Annotated in this window: 18 protein-coding genes and 4 tRNA genes; all 22 read right to left on the bottom strand. The window is 36.9% G+C overall.

Features of this window, described 5'->3' with window-relative positions:
- Positions 1–1,462, bottom strand: a 1,462-nt coding sequence (locus VF726_RS30370; protein WP_440173926.1) for a hypothetical protein, incomplete at its 3' end; no start/stop codon positions are given.
- 10 nt (positions 1,463–1,472) lie between these two features.
- Positions 1,473–2,021: a hypothetical protein gene (locus VF726_RS30365; protein ID WP_440173925.1), complete on the bottom strand. Its 549-nt coding sequence runs from the start codon at positions 2,019–2,021 to the stop codon at positions 1,473–1,475.
- Positions 2,011–2,610 (bottom strand): hypothetical protein, encoded by a 600-nt coding sequence (locus tag VF726_RS30360; protein WP_440173924.1) that lies wholly within the window; start codon positions 2,608–2,610, stop codon positions 2,011–2,013. Before VF726_RS30360 ends, VF726_RS30365 begins: the two co-directional genes overlap by 11 nt.
- Before the next feature lie 27 nt (positions 2,611–2,637).
- Positions 2,638–3,954, bottom strand: coding sequence for a type IV secretory system conjugative DNA transfer family protein (locus VF726_RS30355; protein WP_440173923.1), 1,317 nt, complete (start codon positions 3,952–3,954; stop codon positions 2,638–2,640).
- A 52-nt stretch (positions 3,955–4,006) separates the two neighbouring features.
- A complete protein-coding gene (locus VF726_RS30350; RefSeq protein WP_440173921.1) occupies positions 4,007–4,885 on the bottom strand; it encodes a hypothetical protein in 879 nt (292 codons plus the stop codon).
- Positions 4,886–5,743: 858 nt separating this feature from the next.
- Entirely contained in the window at positions 5,744–5,998 is a 255-nt protein-coding gene (locus VF726_RS30345) for a zinc ribbon domain-containing protein (RefSeq protein WP_440173919.1), read from the bottom strand.
- Positions 5,999–6,357: 359 nt separating this feature from the next.
- A complete protein-coding gene (rlmH, locus tag VF726_RS30340) occupies positions 6,358–6,837 on the bottom strand; it encodes a 23S rRNA (pseudouridine(1915)-N(3))-methyltransferase RlmH (protein ID WP_001027003.1) in 480 nt (159 codons plus the stop codon).
- 59 nt (positions 6,838–6,896) lie between these two features.
- On the bottom strand, positions 6,897–7,082 hold the full coding sequence (locus tag VF726_RS30335) for a CxxH/CxxC protein (RefSeq protein WP_001052827.1): 186 nt from the start codon (positions 7,080–7,082) through the stop codon (positions 6,897–6,899).
- Positions 7,083–7,135: 53 nt separating this feature from the next.
- The gene (locus VF726_RS30330) at positions 7,136–8,311 is read right to left on the bottom strand and encodes a S1C family serine protease (RefSeq protein ID WP_440173918.1); all 1,176 of its coding nucleotides are present in this window, start codon (positions 8,309–8,311) and stop codon (positions 7,136–7,138) included.
- Positions 8,312–8,374: 63 nt separating this feature from the next.
- A complete protein-coding gene (locus tag VF726_RS30325) occupies positions 8,375–9,169 on the bottom strand; it encodes an MBL fold metallo-hydrolase (protein ID WP_000522836.1) in 795 nt (264 codons plus the stop codon).
- Complete coding sequence (locus VF726_RS30320; RefSeq protein WP_440173917.1) at positions 9,153–9,995, bottom strand: two-component system regulatory protein YycI; 843 nt, start codon at positions 9,993–9,995, stop codon at positions 9,153–9,155. The genes VF726_RS30325 and VF726_RS30320 overlap by 17 nt, the downstream gene beginning before the upstream one ends.
- Complete coding sequence (locus VF726_RS30315) at positions 9,976–11,292, bottom strand: YycH family regulatory protein (RefSeq protein WP_440173916.1); 1,317 nt, start codon at positions 11,290–11,292, stop codon at positions 9,976–9,978. Before VF726_RS30315 ends, VF726_RS30320 begins: the two co-directional genes overlap by 20 nt.
- Positions 11,289–13,130: a cell wall metabolism sensor histidine kinase WalK gene (gene walK, locus VF726_RS30310; protein WP_440173915.1), complete on the bottom strand. Its 1,842-nt coding sequence runs from the start codon at positions 13,128–13,130 to the stop codon at positions 11,289–11,291. The genes VF726_RS30315 and walK overlap by 4 nt, the downstream gene beginning before the upstream one ends.
- A gap of 3 nt (positions 13,131–13,133) precedes the next feature.
- Positions 13,134–13,841, bottom strand: a complete 708-nt coding sequence (walR, locus tag VF726_RS30305; RefSeq protein ID WP_000971865.1) for a cell wall metabolism DNA-binding response regulator WalR — start codon at positions 13,839–13,841, stop codon at positions 13,134–13,136.
- A gap of 430 nt (positions 13,842–14,271) precedes the next feature.
- Positions 14,272–14,344 (bottom strand) — tRNA-Phe (locus VF726_RS30300).
- Between the two features lie 41 nt (positions 14,345–14,385).
- A tRNA-Asp gene (locus VF726_RS30295) sits at positions 14,386–14,461 on the bottom strand.
- A gap of 23 nt (positions 14,462–14,484) precedes the next feature.
- Positions 14,485–14,556: transfer RNA gene (locus tag VF726_RS30290), tRNA-Glu, on the bottom strand.
- A gap of 13 nt (positions 14,557–14,569) precedes the next feature.
- A tRNA-Lys gene (locus VF726_RS30285) sits at positions 14,570–14,645 on the bottom strand.
- Positions 14,646–14,786: 141 nt separating this feature from the next.
- Positions 14,787–16,076, bottom strand: a complete 1,290-nt coding sequence (locus VF726_RS30280; RefSeq protein ID WP_166704371.1) for an adenylosuccinate synthase — start codon at positions 16,074–16,076, stop codon at positions 14,787–14,789.
- A gap of 215 nt (positions 16,077–16,291) precedes the next feature.
- The gene (gene dnaB, locus VF726_RS30275) at positions 16,292–17,653 is read right to left on the bottom strand and encodes a replicative DNA helicase (protein ID WP_001286244.1); all 1,362 of its coding nucleotides are present in this window, start codon (positions 17,651–17,653) and stop codon (positions 16,292–16,294) included.
- A gap of 27 nt (positions 17,654–17,680) precedes the next feature.
- Positions 17,681–18,127, bottom strand: coding sequence for a 50S ribosomal protein L9 (gene rplI / locus VF726_RS30270; protein WP_000864235.1), 447 nt, complete (start codon positions 18,125–18,127; stop codon positions 17,681–17,683).
- A complete protein-coding gene (locus VF726_RS30265; RefSeq protein ID WP_440173914.1) occupies positions 18,124–20,097 on the bottom strand; it encodes a DHH family phosphoesterase in 1,974 nt (657 codons plus the stop codon). The genes rplI and VF726_RS30265 overlap by 4 nt, the downstream gene beginning before the upstream one ends.
- Positions 20,098–20,122 lie beyond the last annotated feature (25 nt).

Raw genomic sequence — 20,122 nt, 5'->3', positions numbered from 1 at the left:
GTTCTGGCTCTTCCTCTGATTCTTCTTGCTCCAGTTCTGGCTCTTCCTCTGATTCTTCTTCTGGTTCTTCTTGCTCTCGTTCTGACTCTTCCTCTGAGTCCTCTTGCTCCGGCTCTCGGTCTTCCTCTGAGTCTTCCTCTAAATCTTCTCGCTCCAGTTCTGGGATTTCCTCGGATTCTTCTTCTGGTTCTTCTTGCTCCGGCTCTCGGTCTTCCTCTGAGTCTTCCCCTAAATCTTCTCGCTCCAGTTCTGGGATTTCCTCGGATTCTTCTTCTGGTTCTTCTTGCTCCGGCTCTCGGTCTTCTTCTGAATCCTCTTGCTCCAGTTCTGACTCTTCCTCTGATTCTTCTTCTGGATCCTCTTGCTCCGGCTCTCGGTCTTCCTCTGAGTCTTCCTCTAAATCTTCTCGCTCCAGTTCTGACTCTTCCTCTGATTCTTCTTCTGGATCCTCTTGCTCACGTTCTGACTCTTCCTCTGATTCTAAATCCTTTTCTTCCGTATGTGGCATCACATCAGTTTCTGTAACTTCTTGTTCGGCTTCTTGTTCGACCTCTGCTTCACCGTCCTCCTGCAACAAGGATTCCGGCTGTTCCTGTGGGCCTGTTAAATTATCAACCTCTCCATCTACTGAATCATTATATTCTTGTTCGTCTTGTGCGATGGATTCGTCAGCGCCCAGTGTTCCCTCATCCTGCTCTTGTTGTACTGGACTTTCTATCATGCCTTCATCTTCTGGTGGTGGCGATGGCGGTCCGTTACTACCATTATCATCTGGATTAATAAGAGTTGTACTAGGGAATTCCTTTTCCACCCCATATTTCTCCTGCTTAATTTGCTCTTTTTGATTTCGGAATTTTTCTAAAACACCCTTGTTATATGTTTCTTTTTCCACGCTTTCTTTTAACGTTTCCCGAAGTCCCTCTTTTTCATCTGGGGTCATACTGTCATATTTCTCTTGCAGCTTTTCTCTTCTCCGACCACCTAGTATTTTATCGTAACCTTCTTTCGTCACTTCACCCGCCTTGTTTTCTAGCTGTTCAAGCTTATCTTTTAATCCTGCTTTAAATCCTTCTCCAATAGCTGCTTCAATAGCGGTTTCTACGATACCCCCGACAAATGGGATGTCAATTATCGACTTAACTCCCTTGATGCCATACTTAATGCCATACCTGGTTCCATACTTCCCAATAGACCCTGCTATATTTCGTTCAAAATTAAGATTTGCCTCAACAGTTTTACTTAAATCTTTAATTTGGTCTTGTTTTGCTGCGATGCTTTTTTCCGTGTTCATGCCAAATTTCTCGCCTATATAAGCAGAGGCTAATTGTTTCTTTTCATCAAAAGATGTTCCTTTTAATGCTTGAATTCCTGAAGTTGTATCTTGATATGTTGAAACGACTGTTTGTCTTTTTTCTGTGTATATTTGTTTGAATTTACCAGCAATTTGTTTAATACGACTCATCGTTTAGTCCCTACCCTAATGGGCGAAGCGAAAGAACATCGCATGTAATTAGAAGCGGAATCCAATTCATAAACTCTTCAACAATGCTGCCTAACGCTATCCCAGAATCATCATGAACTGCTTGTAATACATTCGGACATGGCATAATCGGATGTGCATGGAACCAGATCAAATAAGAGACAACCGGCATTTCCACTGGATTATGCTTCGGGAAACTCATTACTGTATAGAGGTTTCCGGTTTGTGTTCCTGCTTGTCCTTTTGGAACTAGCGAAAAGCGATCAAAAAACTCTGATGAATACGTATCCGGAAACTTCACAATAGCCCCTTTTGATTCTAAATTTGCTAAGGTTGTTTTTAGTGCATTCGCCTCTATTGCTGGATTGATTTTGAGCAACTCCTGTAGGGTACTTGGTTGCGCCTTAATGACTTCCCACAGGCTATACGAAAAATCATCTACTTCTACGATTTCTTGCAACTTCAATTTATATGTATTTGCTTGATGAAGATCTTGGAACTGACCTAACCCTTCACCAATTGCAATATATTTATTCGACATCTTCTGCCCCCTCTGCCATAAATGGTAAGTATTCGACATTCCACAAACCTAATTTTATTAATTTTGCACCTTGTTCATTTAGAAGTGCTAGCACTTCAGTATCATTCATCCCTAGCTGAGTCATCGTTATTGATAAAATTTCAATTAAAGCTTCACTACCAGCTGCAGCATTCCACAGGGCATACTGCTCCTTCGTTAAATGCAGATTGTCTCTTTTCAGGGCGCTGCCTATGCGCCACTTATTCTTCTCACATCCATAAGCCACACCATTACGTGTCGCAAACGTTTCGACAAGTAAACTATTTTCAGCATCTTCAAAATGCCAAGGCATGATTAAATTGAAACGCAATAATTTCAAGAGGATATCTTCAAACTGTAGCTTTGGAAATTTAGGCTTTAGTTTCGCTGATAGCTCCTCTTGCCATTGAAAAATTGATGAATAGTAGCGTAATTTCGACCATGCAAAATATTCGACATGCGTTAAAATAATTGGAGATAAGCTACTGCCTACTGCATAAAAACGTTCCCCATTTTTTTCATCATATAGCCCTAAATCTCGACCGATAGGTACAAATAATTCTGTTGTCATATTGTGGCCTCCTCTAAGTTTAGATACTTATTTTGTGTAGTTCAGTGGATAAAATTTAAATGGTCCCCCATTAAACGGTGATACGATACATTGGCCAATCGATAGTTTTGTTAAATCCCAATCTTCGATAACATGCCCATCAATAATCGCATCTTGCACACCTTTGCTTGCATTAGATGCTGAATAAGCAATCATCTTTTTATTCATACCATGACGATTTCGAATAAATGTACGACTTGCCTCATCAAATAAACGGAATGCGAAAACAGTCCCGAAGCCACTTAAAATACTGTCCCCTAACCTTTCTGTGTATACGTGATGAACTTGCCCAACATTTTGGATTCCTGCAATGACACGAATTCCTAAAGAACGACCAAAGTTCAGTGCATTGTCCATATAGTTGAGTTTCGGAATTAGTGGTAACTCATCTAAAATGAAGAAAATATTGCCCCGTGCTTCTTTTTCTTTCTGACCAAGTGCGTTTTTCATTGCGATGTCTAATAACAATGTATAAATTGGCTTCATTACATTAGCACTTGCAATGTCATACTCTAAAAATACGGCACGTTGACCACGTTCCTTTACTGCACGAGTTAATGAAAAATTACCAGCCTCTCTAAATGTTCCATTAAAAACATTGAATAAATTTTGGTATAGGTGCATGAAGAATGATTGATTTGTTTTTGGATCATTAGATTTATTAATATAATGTTTAACCCATTTCAAATCTTGATGATTTAATAGTAAATTTCGTACCGTTACATCTGTAGCAACTTGTAACCATGAAATAAATGTCGCATGGTTTTCTACTGTTCCTTCTTTTTCGATTTCTCGAACTTTCGCACATAAAATCGCTGCAAATAAATCACGCGCTCCTGTGGCGAAAATAGGTGAACTTGAAGATTCAATATCCTCTTTAAATAAAGATGATGCGATTTCCCAAATGACTTCTTCACGCTTCGATGGCATTGTTGCCATAATATCATCAAAAATATTCCATCGCACCATACCAGGTACTACTTCTGCCTCGTTAGTCAGTACATAGTCCCCTTCTTGGTAAAATTTTTCGATGTAATCACCTTTAGCATCAAAAAACACAAACATGTCATCTTCTGTTGCATTTTTGCGTAGACCGTCAATTAAATGAAATAGCGAAACAGATTTCCCACTACCAATCGATCCAACAAATAGCATGTGACGTTGTAATAATAATGGATCAATTGTAATTCCCGTAAGATCTTTTCCCGGAATACCATATTTCGCCTTACCGTACCACATTACTTCTTTTTCTTGTAATGTTAATAATTGTTGGCCATCTAATACTTCATTTTTTAAATAACTCATAATAGCCCCTTCCAAAAAAAAGTTGTTCCTCTAAGAAGAACAACTTTGATATTTATCCGAAAATAACTTCTGACTTACTGTCTAACTTATTACCACATTCTGTACAGAAGTCTGCATCTGCAGCACACACCGTACCACAGCTACATGTTTTTGTATTTTGGGCAGCAACTGATTTCTCTTCTTTATTTTCTTTTGCTTTTTTAGACACTTCAGATACAACCTCAGAAGCTGTTACTGCTGTTTCTTTTACTTTATTAGCTGTTTGTTTCACTGTAGCTACAACTGTTGAAAACTGCTCATTTGTAGACAGTTTCGATTGAACAGGTTCATCGACCATTTGATGGTTATTCCATTTGTTTACCGCTAAGTCACCCATGATTTGGATGTCTTGAATTAGAGCACTAATTTCTTTAATCATTTGCTCTGTATGTCTCCCTGGACCTGAAGCAGCAACCGTCATCGCGGCATCATGATTATTAATACGAGAAAATAGACCACGGCTTGCTTCTACGGATACACTAATAGAAGGCGAAGTTTGGCTACTAAGTACATATAGGTACATTTGAACACCTGATGCATTGAATCCTCTATACGCCATAAAAGCACCTAATAAAAGAGCGATGAAAGCAACAAGGCCACCTTCATTTATTAAGAAGTATAAACTTACCAGTGCAATCAACACACCGATAATAATCTGAATAATGCTTTTCTTTCTTGTTAAACCACCAAAAATACCTGTAATCGTATCGATTTTTGTATCACGTACTAAAATACTTGATCCCGTCGTTGTTGATGTGCTACCTGTAAAAATTAAACGACGATTTGTTGCAATGACATACCCTTCTGATTTAGGGTTATCAATATATGACGCTTCATATTCACGAATCATTACTTCATCTTCTGCGAGCATAACTCCACGTACACTTTTCACTAACACAACCTCCTATTGTTTTATTTATATTGGGAAATTCAATATTTCAATCACACAACTACTCTTGTTTTCATCGAAGACTAATCGATACTTTTTATCACGCTCAAACAGATATATTCCATAATAGCAATTTACTCATAGAACGCATCTACATCTACAGCTTCTGTTATTTTCGGTAAAGATTTTGCGAGACAATCTAGATTGTATTTCATCTATTTATTAATAAAGTTAATTATATATATAATGCGATTATTATGACAAACCAAATAAACCAAGATTTTTTAACAATGGTCTCGTGCTTTTGCGTAGTCGGTTCAGAAGATCCAACTAGTTTAGCTTAGATGTTGGGTTTTCAAACTTTCCCCCATATGTAGCACAAAATTTTGCATTGATTGTATTCGATGCCTGACAAGATGCATTTTCACGTATCTTATTCCTGTCCACCTTATCCATCTATCATTTCGATAAACATATTATAAGGTAAAACATGTAAAAAATATATATATATTTTTTTTAAGAACACTACTTTAGGAGAATGCAGGTAAATTAGGTATTGATTAGATATTTATGAAAAATCATTCTGTGTCAATTTCATTCGTTACGCTGCTTCGTTTTCATAAAATGCCTATTTGTATTCTTAAATACATCCTGCCCTTTTGCTGAATAAACATATATTCAATACGTATATCCAATGCGTTGTATTGAGACACCTACTTAACCAACAAAGGTATGCAAAACAAATCAGCTCACATACCTTTATACATATTTAATTCAGAAAAAAACGCCTTTACTTATAATACGGTTCACCATAACAGATCAAAATGAGATATGCATTACATATAGCATGGATTTTAGTTCCTATTTCCACCTCTCTAATTTATGAAGGTTTTTTACAAACATTCCTGCTAAAAACTTCGGGAAACCCATTTCGATGCATTTATCTTTTACAAATTTTTTCATCTCATCTACAGAAATATCTTTTTGCGTAAATTCCCCTACTTGGTAACAATGCTTACAGTACATGCTACTTTGATCTAAATTCTTCTCCGTACCACGATCTTCAATTTTTTTTAGTGGCATGGCACAACTTTGACATTTTTTATATTCTTTCATACGATCGCCTCCAAATATCCTTCAATTAAGCTTCTAATAGTTTATAGATCTTTTTGAATCTTTTTAGTTGAGGAGCTGTTAGGGATTTTTCTCTTTTTCGTAACAGGTTCACTACTGACATGATTATCCCTCATTTATCACATTTAATCCGACACCATTATGTCGGATACATTACTATTTATCTCAAGTTTTATTGGATTCAAGTTATATTTCCTAGCATGTCGTTTTTGTTCTATATCTTGGTTTGTGGGTTTTATGTTTCATATTATACTTAGCTCTCACAATTTAATAAAAATAAGTGTAGGACTACGATTTCATATAGTCCTACACTTATTTTTTGTCATTTATTAAAATCTCACTTACTTATGATACGGTTCACCACGATTAATACGAAACGCTCTATACACTTGCTCAAGTAACACTAATCGCATTAATTGATGTGGTAATGTCATCTTTGAAAAAGAAAGTGATTCGTTTGAACGCTTCATTACTTCTGAACTTAGTCCAAGTGATCCACCAATTACAAAGGCAACTTTACTCTTTCCATATGTAGCAAGACGATCTAAGCTTACTGCAAATTCTTCTGATGATTTTTGTTTTCCTTCTATCGCTAACGCAATGACGTGCGTATCATCAGAAATTTTATCCAGTATACGTATTCCTTCTTTTTCTTTTACAATTAACATTTCTGCTTCACTTAAATTTTCTGGTGCCTTTTCATCTGGTAATTCAATTACTTCTACTTTTGCGTATGCAGATAATCGTTTTAAGTATTCTGCTATACCTTGTTTTAAATATTTTTCTTTTAATTTCCCAATTGAAATAATCGAGATATTCACACGTATTCCCCACCTTACAAACATGTTATCCACATAACTTATCCACATATCCACAAATGTTACCCACATATTGTGTGAGAATCTGTGTTCGATACAACATATGTCGCCTCATTTTGACAAAATTCACATGTTTTTTTCTCTTTTTCTGAGTTATCCACATTGTTGATAACCGGTGCAACTTCACACTCATCCACAATGATATCTAAAGCTAATTCCACATGTTCTAAACAACAAGGTAAATTCATATTCTTCACCTCACTTTTCTACAATAGAAAACAGGAGGTAGGCCCTCCTGTTTTTAATACTTTTGAATGCCTAGTTTAACCGTTGTTGTTGCTCGTTTTGTACCACGATAAAATGTAAGAGTCATTTTATCATTAATTTTTTTATCATATAAGGCCGTACGGAATCCGATAATATCGCGAACCGGTTTTCCATCAACTGCTACAATCACATCGTGTTCTCGTAAACCAGCATCTACACCTGGCGAAGGACTTTTCACATCTAATATGCAAACCCCTTCTGTTACATTAGCTGGTAAATGTAATGTTTTTGACCAATGGTAATTTGGAATCTCATTTAAAGATCTAAGTTCAATTCCAACATATGGTCTTCTTACTTTTCCGTACTTCTCTAATTCATTCATAATAGGAACAGCTCTAGCAACAGGAATAGCTAGTCCAATTCCTTCTACTTCTTTTGCTGCAATTTTCATTGAGTTAATGCCAATTAATTGACCTGCCGCATTTACAAGCGCACCACCACTATTACCTGGATTAATTGCTGCGTCTGTTTGCAATACTTCAACTTGCCAATCATAATGTCCATCTTGATCTAAATCTACAGGGACAATACGTTCATTAGCTGAAATAATACCTTGTGTGACAGTTCCAGAAAATTGTAGCCCAAGCGGGTTTCCAATCGCAATGACCGGTTCTCCTCTACGAACAGTATTAGAGTCACCAATTTCAATTACCTTTTTCACATGCTTTGCATCTATTTGTAGTACAGCCAAATCTGTGACTACATCAGTTCCTAATACTTTTCCTGGGACTTTCTTACCGTCACTTAAACTTACTTCAATACGATTTGCCCCAGCAACAACATGATTATTCGTTACGATATAAGCTTGGCCATCTGCCTTTTTATAAATTACACCCGACCCTGTACCAGCTTCTGAATCTGCCTCTGAAAAATTATCTCGTTGAATATTAATAACGCCAACAACAGCTTCAGACGCACGATCAACAGCATCCACAAAGCTAATTTGTTTAATTCCTTGCGCTTCGGCCATATTACTGCCACTTGCTTCAGCTTGTGGAAGCACGCCTGCATCATTTGCAAATAAAGGAGCTCCAAATGCAAATAACGAAGCTCCTACAATCGTTCCTGCTATGCTAGAAATAACAATACCTTTATGCTTCTTTTTCCTTGCACGTTTCATACGATAATTTTCTTCATCAATAAAGGACATATTTGTTCACCTATCTTCCTGAAAACAACTATATTCACCTTTATTGTTTACTAAAATGAAGAATTATACGTATTGAATTTTTGTCGGCATTTTCGGATCTGTATCGTGAATTTCAAAGGCTTCTCCCACTCCAAATCCTTTTTCCTCTAATACTTGTGACACTGACATACGTGCTAGTTCTTTCATGTTATTATCTAGGCTTAAATGCGCTAAATAAATATGTTTTGTCTCGTCTGTAATGACATCTGCCATCGCTAATGCAGCGTCCTCATTACAAACGTGCCCTACATCACTTAAAATACGTCGCTTAATACTCCATGGATAACGTCCCATACGAAGCATCTCTACGTCATGATTACTTTCAAATACGAAAGCGTTAGCTCCCTTAATAACACCTTTCATACGGTCACTCACGTATCCCGTATCTGTAATAAGAGCTAACTTTCTATTATTGTTGTGAAAAGCATAGAACATCGGCTCTGCGGCGTCATGAGAAACTCCAAATGACTCGACCTCAATATCACCAAATGTTTTCACATCCCCAACTGAGAAAATGAACTTTTGCTCAGTTGGGATATTTCCTATTAAATGTTCCATTGCATTCCATGTCTTCTCATTTGCATAAACAGGTAAATCATATTTACGTGCTAATACACCTAATCCTTTAATATGATCACTATGTTCATGTGTTACAAGAATACCTGATACGTCATTTATATTTAATTCTGCCTGTTTAAATAAAGCCTCTGTTGCTTTACCACTTAAACCTGCATCGACGAGTAATTTCTTTTCATCTGTTCCTACATATAGCATATTCCCTGTACTTCCACTTGCAAGTACGCTAAAATGCAAACCCATTCTTTCTCACTCCAGTATGTTCATCAACCACTTGATTTTCCTTTTCCCCTAATTCCATAACTTGTCCTTCAATTGCATTTACAAAGAAGTCCTGCTTCTGCTCCGTTTTTAAATTCCATGTTGGAGCGAGTACTTGGTTATTAGAAGTAGATGCGGTAAGGGTCGCATAACCAATTTGTGCTTCTTTTACATGTGTATTCCCATGAACTTTATTTTTTAAATACAGATTTTCTAAAGCCGTTTGGGCAGTAATAATTTCTTGCTGTTTCGTTTTTTCACTTTCGCCCATTTCCTTTAAATCCGTTAGCATCGTCTGCGTGTACGACACAAGTTCATTTTTTTCATTTAATTCCACAACAATCATTGCCTGATCGTTATAGAAAATAGGCTTATCTTTATACTTTTGGAAGAAGTAAATTTTAGAGTCTTTCATCGCCCCATACTCATACTTTTGTCCATCCAATACATAGTTCTTCAAAAAATCACTATACTTATCTTTGGATAATGATTTTGTATTCAAAAAGGGCTCTTTCAGCTTACTTTCTATCTTGTACATATTCTGTATATGCGCTGTTTGATTTTTTAAAGACTGTATATCTTCTTCTTTAAATGCCTTGTTTTCCGCCCTAATAAATGACTCTTTTTTCGGTTCTTTAGGGAAATTACCCATAGTAATTTTGTTTGCTTTTAATTCTTGATCTATCTTTGTTTCTGCAATAAGCTCCAATTGATTACTATCTTGCTTTTGAATGAATTGAAAAATGAGAAAGAGGTCCAAAACAAAAAAGGTCACAATAAATATGGTTTTAATCCGATCCCAATCCATTTAGTCCTCCCTCACTCCACTCATATATTTTTTGTTTGCCAGCTTCATCTTCAACAAACTTTACATACCAAATTGGCTGTAGTCGAGCCACTTGTCCATCTAGTGCTAATTTGTATCCAATACCAATGTCTTTAATGAGTCGTTTATCTACAGCGGAATTATTTTCTAGGGATGCTATCACAACATGACCTGACGGAAGGGTAACCTTCTGTTCTATCCCTTTCGTGTTTAAAGATAACAACGACCTTTCATATTCCATTACTTCTTCGGATCCCCATATTTGTCTCAACTCAGCTAATCCATCTGTATTGAATACGGAATATCCATCTTCATGTAAACGGAATACTGTCTGCCCTTTATTCATATAGTCCAAACGATATGAATCCAGACTCCCACTGTGACCATTTACAAAATCAAAGCTTTTTTGCAAAAGCATTAAATTATCTGTCGTTTTCTCACTTGAAACAGAAGAATTTTTATACTTTAGCATATGCTGATCGTTTTCAATCTCCATAGACCTAATACCATCTGTAAATATTTCTTTCGACTTCTCGATAATCGGACTTAAATAACGAGGATCACTAAACAGAGCATTCTTAAATGTATCAACTGCTAAATTAGATGAAATATATGTTATATTATTTAATTCCGTCGTTCCATCTGGTAAAAATATCTTTTTCATATCATTAATTTGATAATCAAAATAAGGTTTTGCCGATACTATAAATTGATTTTGTGCATTTACAATATCTTTTAAATACACACCACTTAATTTTGCTTCATATATTCTAGAGTTATCACCATCAGAAACAAAATTAATTTTAATTTCTTGATCCCTGCTTCTAGAAGGATCAAGAATAATTCGATTAAAGTGTTTAGGCTTATCTATACTTTTTTCTTTCATATTAAACATAGATTTAACTGTATCAAATGGGATGTTGGTAGGGAAAATAAGTTCAATTTTCCCTTCACCATGCACATAAGAAAGGAAGTCAGCCTTAGCAATCGATATTTCTTTGAACTCATGTAATTCCCCTGCTTCCAAAGGTCTATAGATTGATTCTATATCTCCCTCTCTTTTGCTCCCGTAATGATTTTTATCTTTATGCACGATGATGGAAGTAGGGCGGACAACATCAGCGATTTTAGTTTGAGTAGTTCCTTCATTCCCCTGCACAAATTTTGCGTTTTGCATAGATGTGGAATCTGGTACATACGTCCATAAGTTAAAAGTAAGAAATAGACTAATTACAACTAAGTTAATTAAAACGATCGTTTTAACATTTTCCATACTCATTCCCATTCGTCCTCTTCATCCGCTGCCATTGGCAATGTGAAATAAATAGTTGTCCCTTTTCCTTCCTCACTCTTCGCCCAAATCGAGCCACCATGTGCCTCAATCATTTCTTTTGCAATCGCTAATCCAAGTCCTGTACCACCCATTTGTCTCGAACGTGCTTTATCTACACGATAAAAACGCTCAAAGATTTTATCGACGTTTTCTTTCGGAATACCCATTCCTTGGTCACTTACACTAATCTCTAATAATTCACCGCGATCACGTAAACGATATGTTACTGTTCCACCTTCTGGTGAATACTTTAATGCATTCGAAATAATGTTATACAATACTTGCGTAATTTTATCCGTATCCATATCAATAAATCGAGATTTTTTAGAGAAAGATCGTTTGAAACTTACGTTTTGCTCTTTAGACATTTCAAAACGATCAATAATATTATTGAAGAAGTCAGTAAAGTCGACCCATTCTTTCATTAAACGATGTTCTGTACTATCGAGTTTAGATAGTTGCAATAACGCATTTACAAGTCTAATCATTCTTTCTGTTTCTTCTTGTGTAACTGTTAAAAATTGCGGTGCAATATTTGGATCTTGCCACGCACCGTCTGTAAGTGCCTCTAAGTAGCTGCGCATTGTCGTTAATGGTGTTCTTAATTCATGAGAAACGTTTGCCACAAACTCGCGGCGTTCCCTTTCTATACGCTCCTGCTCAGTTACATCATATAATACGGCAATTAAACCATTTGCTTTCCCTGTCTCTTTTTGAATAACAGAGAAACTAGCGCGTAAAATATATGGCTCATTTCTCGTACTAAAATCTAATAAAACAGAATCAGGCTCTTCGTATAAATGATCGAGCGTAAATTCTTCTTGTATTCCCAATACTTCTAAAACAGATTGATCGAGTGCCGTTTCACGCGAAACATTTAGCATCTTTTCCGCAGGATCATTTAATAAAATAATGTCCCCTTTTCGGTCAGTAGCAATTACTCCATCTGTCATATGTGATAATACGGATGACAATTTACGTCTTTCACTTTCCGTTGAAGAACGAGCTTGTTGTAATTTTTTTGATAAATTATTGAAAGATAATGCTAATTGTCCAATTTCATCATGGCTATGCACTTTTACTTTTCTTGAATAGTTTCCTTTTGCCATTTCAATCGCTTGTCTTCGCATATCAGAGATTGGTCTTGTAATCGTTTGAGCTAACAAAATTCCAAGTACAGCTGTTACGAGTAATGCAATAACGGTTCCAGTCGCAAAGATTTGATTAATATCCTTCATCTGCTTATAAACATCTTCCATAGATGCAACAACGTAAATAGCACCAAGTGCATTTTTGTTGTTATCATCCATAATAGGAGTAATCATAACTTGTACACGGTGACCTGTACGACCATCCTTCTCAATTTTCACTTCTGGTTTTTTTTGTACCAATACCCGCTGAACAGCTATATCAGTTGATGTTCTATTTACCTTGTTTTGCTTTGACTCATCTGAAATAGCAAGTAACTTTCTATTCGCATCAAATACACTTACCTCTTGAATATCTTTCTTGCGATCAGAGGCAAATTTTCGAATGGAAGTTTTAATCGTTTCATCTGTTGACTCTGTTTCTGCTTTTGTATAACTTTTTTTAAACTCTTGTTTCAAGTTATACGATAATAAGTTCGTTTGTTGCGTTAAAGAATCTCTAAAGCCTTGTACAAGACTCTTTTCTAACTCTCTTACGAAATATACTCCAATAACTTGCATAGCTATCAATATTAATAGCATATATATGAGTACAAATTTTAAATGAATAGATTGAAAAAAACCGACTTTCTTCATATACTATTCCTGCTCTGGGTCACGCAAGTAATATCCTACTCCACGTCTAGTGACAATTAATGTAGGATGACTTGGATTATCTTCAATTTTTTCACGTAAACGACGCACTGTTACATCCACTGTACGTACATCTCCAAAATAGTCATAACCCCAAACCGTTTGCAATAAATGTTCGCGTGTCATAACTTGTCCTAAATGCTTCGCTAAATAATGTAGTAGCTCAAATTCACGATGTGTAAGTTCAATATTTTCCTCGCGTTTCGTTACACTATACGCATTTGGATTAATAACAATTGGTCCAATAACCATTTCCGTATTTTCTTCTTTTTCTGCCGCACCACCTTGTTGATGGCGACGTAAATTCGCCTTCACGCGAGCAAGTAATTCTCTCGTACTAAATGGCTTCGTTACATAATCATCGGCACCAAGCTCAAGTCCTAATACTTTATCAATTTCAGAGTCCTTCGCTGTAAGCATAATAATCGGCATTTCTGAGCTTTTACGTATTTCACGGCAAACCTCTAAGCCATCCTTACCTGGTAGCATAATATCTAATAAAACCATATCTGGCTGTTCTTCATTTGCTTTTTCAATCGCTTCATCACCATCATGCGCCATTACAATTTCAAAACCTTCTTTTTCTAGGTTGAACTTCAAAATATCCGCAATCGGCTTTTCATCATCAACTACTAAAATTTTCTTTCCCATCATCGTCTATTTCCTCCTTATAAAGTGAAACTTTAATCGTTGGGGGGTTTCATCCCTTACCGATTATTAGCCCTCACCAATTGGGCATTTACAGGCAGTTAATCCTGCACCCGACTTCTTTACCCTCGCTGAATTTTGAGGTAGGATCTTACTGCCCGTTGATCCGGGGTAAAAATATGGTCAATATCCCTAAACACATTGATGTCTACATAGTATGTCCCTATATGACCGCATCTTTTGCTTAAGTACTTTCTCCTCTATTCTCACAGACTCATGTATGATCCACTTTTACACGGAATCCTATACGATCTATAGAAAAACCTCTAGCTTCAACTGCTAGAGGCTCCTCATTCTATTTTAAAATAACTACTCAATTTTGTAAAATTACACAAATAAAAAGGATATTAAGTGGGCCCACTTAATATCCTGAGAGTGGCTCGGGACGGAATCGAACCGCCGACACGAGGATTTTCAGTCCTCTGCTCTACCGACTGAGCTACCGAGCCAAAACTATATATAAAACCACTAATGGTGGTATAAACAAAAGTGGCGGTCCCGACCGGGGTCGAACCGGCGATCTCCTGCGTGACAGGCAGGCATGTTAACCACTACACCACGGGACCAAAAATGAACATAAAAAAAGACATGACCCGTACGGGATTCGAACCCGTGTTACCGCCGTGAAAGGGCGGTGTCTTAACCACTTGACCAACGGGCCACGAAAAATAAAATGGTGAGCCATGAAGGACTCGAACCTTCGACCCTCTGATTAAAAGTCAGATGCTCTACCAACTGAGCTAATGGCTCATACTCACCAACGTCATATTTTCGTGACGACAAGATGTATCATAACATGTTTTCTTTATGTTTTGCAATACCTTTTTTTATTTTTTTATAAAAGATAAGAAAAAACCCATGCGGACATGAGTTTTTTCTCAAAAATATCAATCAAGCTTCGTATACGTTACGAACGATATTTGTTTGGTTACGATCTGGTCCAACTGAGAACATAGATAATTGAATTCCTGTTAATTCAGAAACACGTTCTACGTATTTTCGTGCATTTTCAGGAAGCTCGTCTAATGATCTTACACCAGTAATATCTTCTGTCCAACCTGGAAGCTCTTCGTATACAGGCTCACATTTCGCTAAAATGTTTAAGTTTGCTGGAACTTCATCGATAACTTCGCCATCGCATTTGTAAGCAACACAAATTTTAAGAGTTGGAATACCAGTTAGAACGTCGATAGAGTTTAATGATAGATCTGTTAAACCACTAACACGACGTGCATGTCTTACAACAACGCTATCGAACCAACCTACGCGGCGTGGACGACCAGTTGTCGTTCCATACTCACGACCAACTTCACGAATTTGATGACCAATTTCATCATGAAGCTCAGTAGGGAATGGACCATCACCAACGCGGCTTGTATATGCTTTACATACACCTACAACGCGAGTAACTTTCGCAGGACCAACTCCAGTTCCAACTGTTACACCACCAGCAATCGGGTTAGAAGATGTAACGAACGGGTACGTACCGTGGTCGATATCAAGCATAACACCTTGTGCACCTTCAAATAATACACGGTGATTGTTATCTAATGCATCATTTAATACAACAGACGTATCACATACATATTGCGCGATTTGTTGTCCATACTCGAAGTACTCTTCGAAGATTTCTTCTACACTGAAACCTTCTGTATCGTACATTTTTTCAAATAAGCGATTTTTTTCTACTAAATTGCGCTCAAGCTTCTCTTTAAATGCTTCACGGTCTAAAAGATCAGCCATACGAATACCAATACGAGCAGCTTTATCCATATATGCAGGACCGATACCTTTTTTCGTTGTACCGATTTTGTTATCACCTTTACTCGCTTCTTCTAACTCATCTTGTTTTAGGTGATAAGGTAAAATAACGTGCGCACGGTTACTTACACGTAAATTATCAGTACTTACACCACGATCGTGTAAGTATTTTAATTCTTCAAGTAATGCTTTCGGATCTACTACTAAGCCGTTTCCGATTACACAAATTTTCTCTTTATAGAAAATACCAGATGGAATTAAGTGTAATTTATATTTAACTCCGCCGAAAACAATTGTATGTCCCGCGTTATTTCCACCTTGATATCTTGCAACTACTTCCGCATGCTCAGAAAGAAAATCAGTGATTTTACCTTTTCCTTCGTCGCCCCATTGTGTTCCTACAACTACTACTGAAGACATTATTAAAGCACCTCCGCAATTTTCAAACGATCTATTCAAACAATATAATTGTACCAAAACCGAAAAAGAAGTCAACCAAAAAACGAACATTTTTTTATTAAAAAACATTTTCGTTCGTAACAATTATATTTTTCACATTATGAAAGCCTTATCTTTCCCATAAAAAAAAGAAACACATCTTATTATAAGAAATGTGTTTCTTTTTTATACTAGCTTTATGCAGGCGGCGCATGTCCATCCTCGAATCGACGTTCTAGGTTAACGAACTTATTGAACTCTTTAACGAATGCGAGCTCTACGGAACCTACAGGACCGTTACGCTGCTTTGCAATAATAATTTCAATCGTATTTTTATTTTCCGTTTCTCGGTCATAGTAATCTTCACGATATAAGAAGGCTACGATATCAGCATCCTGCTCGATACTTCCCGATTCACGAATATCAGACATCATCGGACGTTTATCTTGACGAGATTCTACACCACGAGATAACTGCGACAAGGCAATAACAGGCACTTGCAATTCACGTGCAATCCCTTTTAGTGTACGAGAAATCTCAGATACTTCCTGCTGACGGTTCTCTCCTGATTTCCCACTTCCTTGAATAAGCTGTAAGTAGTCAATCAAGATCATACCAAGACCCTGTTCTTGTTTTAATCTACGACATTTCGCTCGAATCTCATTTACTTTAATCCCTGGTGTATCATCAATATAGATACCAGCATTAGAAAGGCTACCCATTGCCATCGTTAATTTCGCCCAATCATCAGAAGTTAATGATCCGGTACGAAGTCTTTGTGCATCGATATTCCCTTCTGCACAAAGCATACGCATAACTAGCTGATCAGCACCCATCTCTAGACTAAAAATCGCGACATTTTCATCCGTTTTCGTCGCTACGTTTTGTGCGATATTTAATGAAAATGCCGTTTTCCCTACCGATGGACGTGCTGCCACGATAATTAAATCATTTCGCTGGAACCCTGCCGTCATTTTATCTAATTCAGTAAACCCGGTTGGTATCCCGGTAACTTCACCTTTTTGATTATGCAAAAGTTCGATTTTATCATAAGCATCTACAAGAACGTCTTTAATATTTTGGAATGCCTTTGCATTGGTTTGATGTGATACTTCTAATATTTTTTTCTCAGCCTCATTTAATAGGCCATCCACATCGTCTTCTCTCTCATATCCATCAGACACAATATGAGTCGCTGTTCGAATTAAACGACGTAACAACGCTTTTTCAGCGATGATTCGTGCATAATACTCTACGTTAGCAGCGGTCGGAACAACTTCTGCTAATTCTGCTAAGTAAGAAACTCCACCAACTTCTTCTAATAACCCTTGATCAGCCATCGCTGACGTCATCATTACTAAGTCGATTGGCTCCCCCTTATCAGACAATCCAAGCATGACTTCAAAAATCTTTTGATGTTTCGTTCGATAAAATGAGTCAGGTACCAATAGTTCCGATGCTGACGTTAACGCATCCTGATCAATCAATATAGCACCTAAGACTGCCTGCTCAGCTTCTATATTATGCGGAGGGGTACGATCAGCCATTACATCACTCATACGCAATCCTCCTTGCTTAACTTATTTTTATTGTTCACTAACATGAACTTTTACTGTTGCTGTTACTTGCGGATGCAATTTCACAGTAACATTTGTATAGCCTAGTGCACGAATTGCATCATCCATTTCAAATTTACGCTTATCAAGTTTAATCTTGTGTGATTTTTGCATCGCATCTACGATTTGTTTACTTGTGATTGAACCGAATAGACGGCCACCTTCTCCAGATTTAGCCTTTAATTCTACAGTTAGTTTCTCTAACGTTTCTTTTAATTGTTTTGCACTTTCAAGCTCTGCTGCTGCATCTTTTTCTTCTTTACGCTTTTGAGCTTCTAAAGTTTTCATACTGCTATTTGTCGCTTCAGCAGCTAATCCTTGTTTTAGTAAGAAGTTATTTGCATAGCCATCTGGTACGTTTTTTACTTCTCCTTTTTTACCTTTACCTTTTACGTCTTTTAGAAAAATTACTTTCATGATTGTGTGCCTCCCTGTAAATATTCATCAATAACAAATCGAAGCTTCTCCTCAGCTTCATCTACTGTAACATTTTTCATTTGTGTGGCTGCATTCGTTAAATGCCCACCACCGCCTAAATTTTCCATAATTAGCTGCACATTCACTTCACCTAAAGATCTGCCGCTAATTCCAATGAAATTCTCACCACGTTTTGCAATAACAAATGACGCAATAATTCCTGTCATTGTTAATAATGTATCCGCTGATTGTGCAATAAGCACTTGATCGTAGTAATCATCACTATCAACTTTTGCAATCGCAATTCCATTTGTATAAATGTACGCATTTTTAATAGCTTTTGCAACCCGTAAATACTGATCCATATCTTCTTTTAACAGCTCTTGTACAAGTACAGTATCTGCACCGTGTGAGCGTAAATAAGAAGCGGCATCAAACGTACGAGCACCTGTCCGGAATGTAAAGCTTTTCGTATCAACAATAATACCTGCTAACAACGCTGTCGCTTCTAACATTGTCATTTTTAAATTTTTCGGTTGGTATTCAAGTAATTCTGTAACAAGTTCTGCCGTGGAAGAAGCATATGGCTCCATGTAAACAAGCAATGGATCTTCAATAAAATCTTCTCCTCGGCGATGATGGTCAATAACAACTACATTTTCAATTTTGCGTAATAGCTTTTCTTCCATCACCATTGAAGGTTTATGCGTATCAACAACAACAAGTAAGGAATCATCATTGGCAAATTCCATCGCTTGTTCTGGTGTAATAAAGTGAGACCATAACTCCTCATTTTGTTTCACTTTATCCATTAAACGCTTAATTCCCTTATCAGAGTCATTTTCATCTAGCACAATATATCCTTTGCGCTCATTTAATTGCGCTACCTTTAAAATACCAATCGCAGCACCAATTGCGTCCATATCAGGAGCCCTATGCCCCATTATAATGACATTACTACTTTCTAATACTAAATCCTTTAATGCGTGCGAAATAACTCTGGCACGTACACGAGTACGTTTTTCCACCGGATTTGTCTTACCACCATAAAACTTAACTTTACCTGTTGCTTGTTTAATAGCTACTTGATCTCCACCACGTCCAAGTGCAAGGTCTAAGCCGGACTGAGCCATCGCTCCAAGCTCTGATAAAGGTAAATCACCTGATCCAACACCTACACTTAAGGTGAGTGGGATATTCCTTTTAGATGTTTCTTCACGCACTTGATCTAAAATGTTAAATTTCCCTTTCTCCATCTGTGCTAAAATACTTTCATTTAGCACAACGAAGAATCTTTCTGAAGATGCACGTTTTAAATATGCCCCGTACTTAACGGCCCATTCATTTAGTCGCGATGTTACAAGGCTTGTTATATTCGTACGTAATTGATCATCTAATCCTTGTGTAACTTCATCATAATTATCTAAATAAATGACAGCCAAAACAGTACGTTGATCCTCGTACATCTTTTCAATCTCTGTTTGTTCCGTTACATCAAAGAAATAAATTAACTTTTCTTCTTTCCTTACAAAGACACGAAACTTTCGATTATTTAAAGAGACTATATCATCGGAAGTTTCTCCCTTAATAAAAAGAAGTAACGTTTCTGATACATCATAAAGGTGCCATCCAGCTAATGCATGCTGTCCTAGACATGAAGATAAATAAGGATTCGCCCAATCAATCCCATAATCCTTATTGTATAACAAAATACCAATCGGCATTTGGTTAAATGCCTCATTACTCACTTTCTTTACCCTCGTAATCATCTCTGTCGTATGTTTTTCAAAGTTCTTTTGAAAGGTAAGTTCAAATCGTACAACAACAAAAAGTACAATACAAAAGATAAAAAAGGCGGCTATCCCCATCATCAAATGAAAATAACAGAGGATCGAAATGAGCACAAACACAAAAAATGCCAATACGTAAACAGGATATAAAAACCACTGTTTCTTATAAAATTCAGGCATGTATACAACTCCTATAAAGTAAAAC

Source organism: Bacillus sp. Brlt_9 (assembly GCF_051948935.1).
Lineage (GTDB): Bacteria > Bacillota > Bacilli > Bacillales > Bacillaceae_G > Bacillus_A.
This window is presented reverse-complemented; position numbering and strand designations above follow the sequence as displayed.

Bases quoted from the DNA above. Each gene is read 5' to 3' on its own strand.
- VF726_RS30365 (WP_440173925.1), bottom strand. From the start codon at position 2,021: ATGTCGAATAAATATATTGCAATTGGTGAAGGGTTAGGTCAGTTCCAA.
- VF726_RS30360 (WP_440173924.1), bottom strand. From the start codon at position 2,610: ATGACAACAGAATTATTTGTACCTATCGGTCGAGATTTAGGGCTATAT.
- VF726_RS30355 (WP_440173923.1), bottom strand. From the start codon at position 3,954: ATGAGTTATTTAAAAAATGAAGTATTAGATGGCCAACAATTATTAACA.
- VF726_RS30345 (WP_440173919.1), bottom strand. From the start codon at position 5,998: ATGAAAGAATATAAAAAATGTCAAAGTTGTGCCATGCCACTAAAAAAA.
- VF726_RS30335 (WP_001052827.1), bottom strand. From the start codon at position 7,082: ATGAATTTACCTTGTTGTTTAGAACATGTGGAATTAGCTTTAGATATC.
- VF726_RS30330 (WP_440173918.1), bottom strand. From the start codon at position 8,311: ATGTCCTTTATTGATGAAGAAAATTATCGTATGAAACGTGCAAGGAAA.
- VF726_RS30325 (WP_000522836.1), bottom strand. From the start codon at position 9,169: ATGGGTTTGCATTTTAGCGTACTTGCAAGTGGAAGTACAGGGAATATG.
- VF726_RS30320 (WP_440173917.1), bottom strand. From the start codon at position 9,995: ATGGATTGGGATCGGATTAAAACCATATTTATTGTGACCTTTTTTGTT.
- VF726_RS30315 (WP_440173916.1), bottom strand. From the start codon at position 11,292: ATGAGTATGGAAAATGTTAAAACGATCGTTTTAATTAACTTAGTTGTA.
- walK (WP_440173915.1), bottom strand. From the start codon at position 13,130: ATGAAGAAAGTCGGTTTTTTTCAATCTATTCATTTAAAATTTGTACTC.
- walR (WP_000971865.1), bottom strand. From the start codon at position 13,841: ATGATGGGAAAGAAAATTTTAGTAGTTGATGATGAAAAGCCGATTGCG.
- VF726_RS30280 (WP_166704371.1), bottom strand. From the start codon at position 16,076: ATGTCTTCAGTAGTAGTTGTAGGAACACAATGGGGCGACGAAGGAAAA.
- dnaB (WP_001286244.1), bottom strand. From the start codon at position 17,653: ATGAGTGATGTAATGGCTGATCGTACCCCTCCGCATAATATAGAAGCT.
- rplI (WP_000864235.1), bottom strand. From the start codon at position 18,127: ATGAAAGTAATTTTTCTAAAAGACGTAAAAGGTAAAGGTAAAAAAGGA.
- VF726_RS30265 (WP_440173914.1), bottom strand. From the start codon at position 20,097: ATGCCTGAATTTTATAAGAAACAGTGGTTTTTATATCCTGTTTACGTA.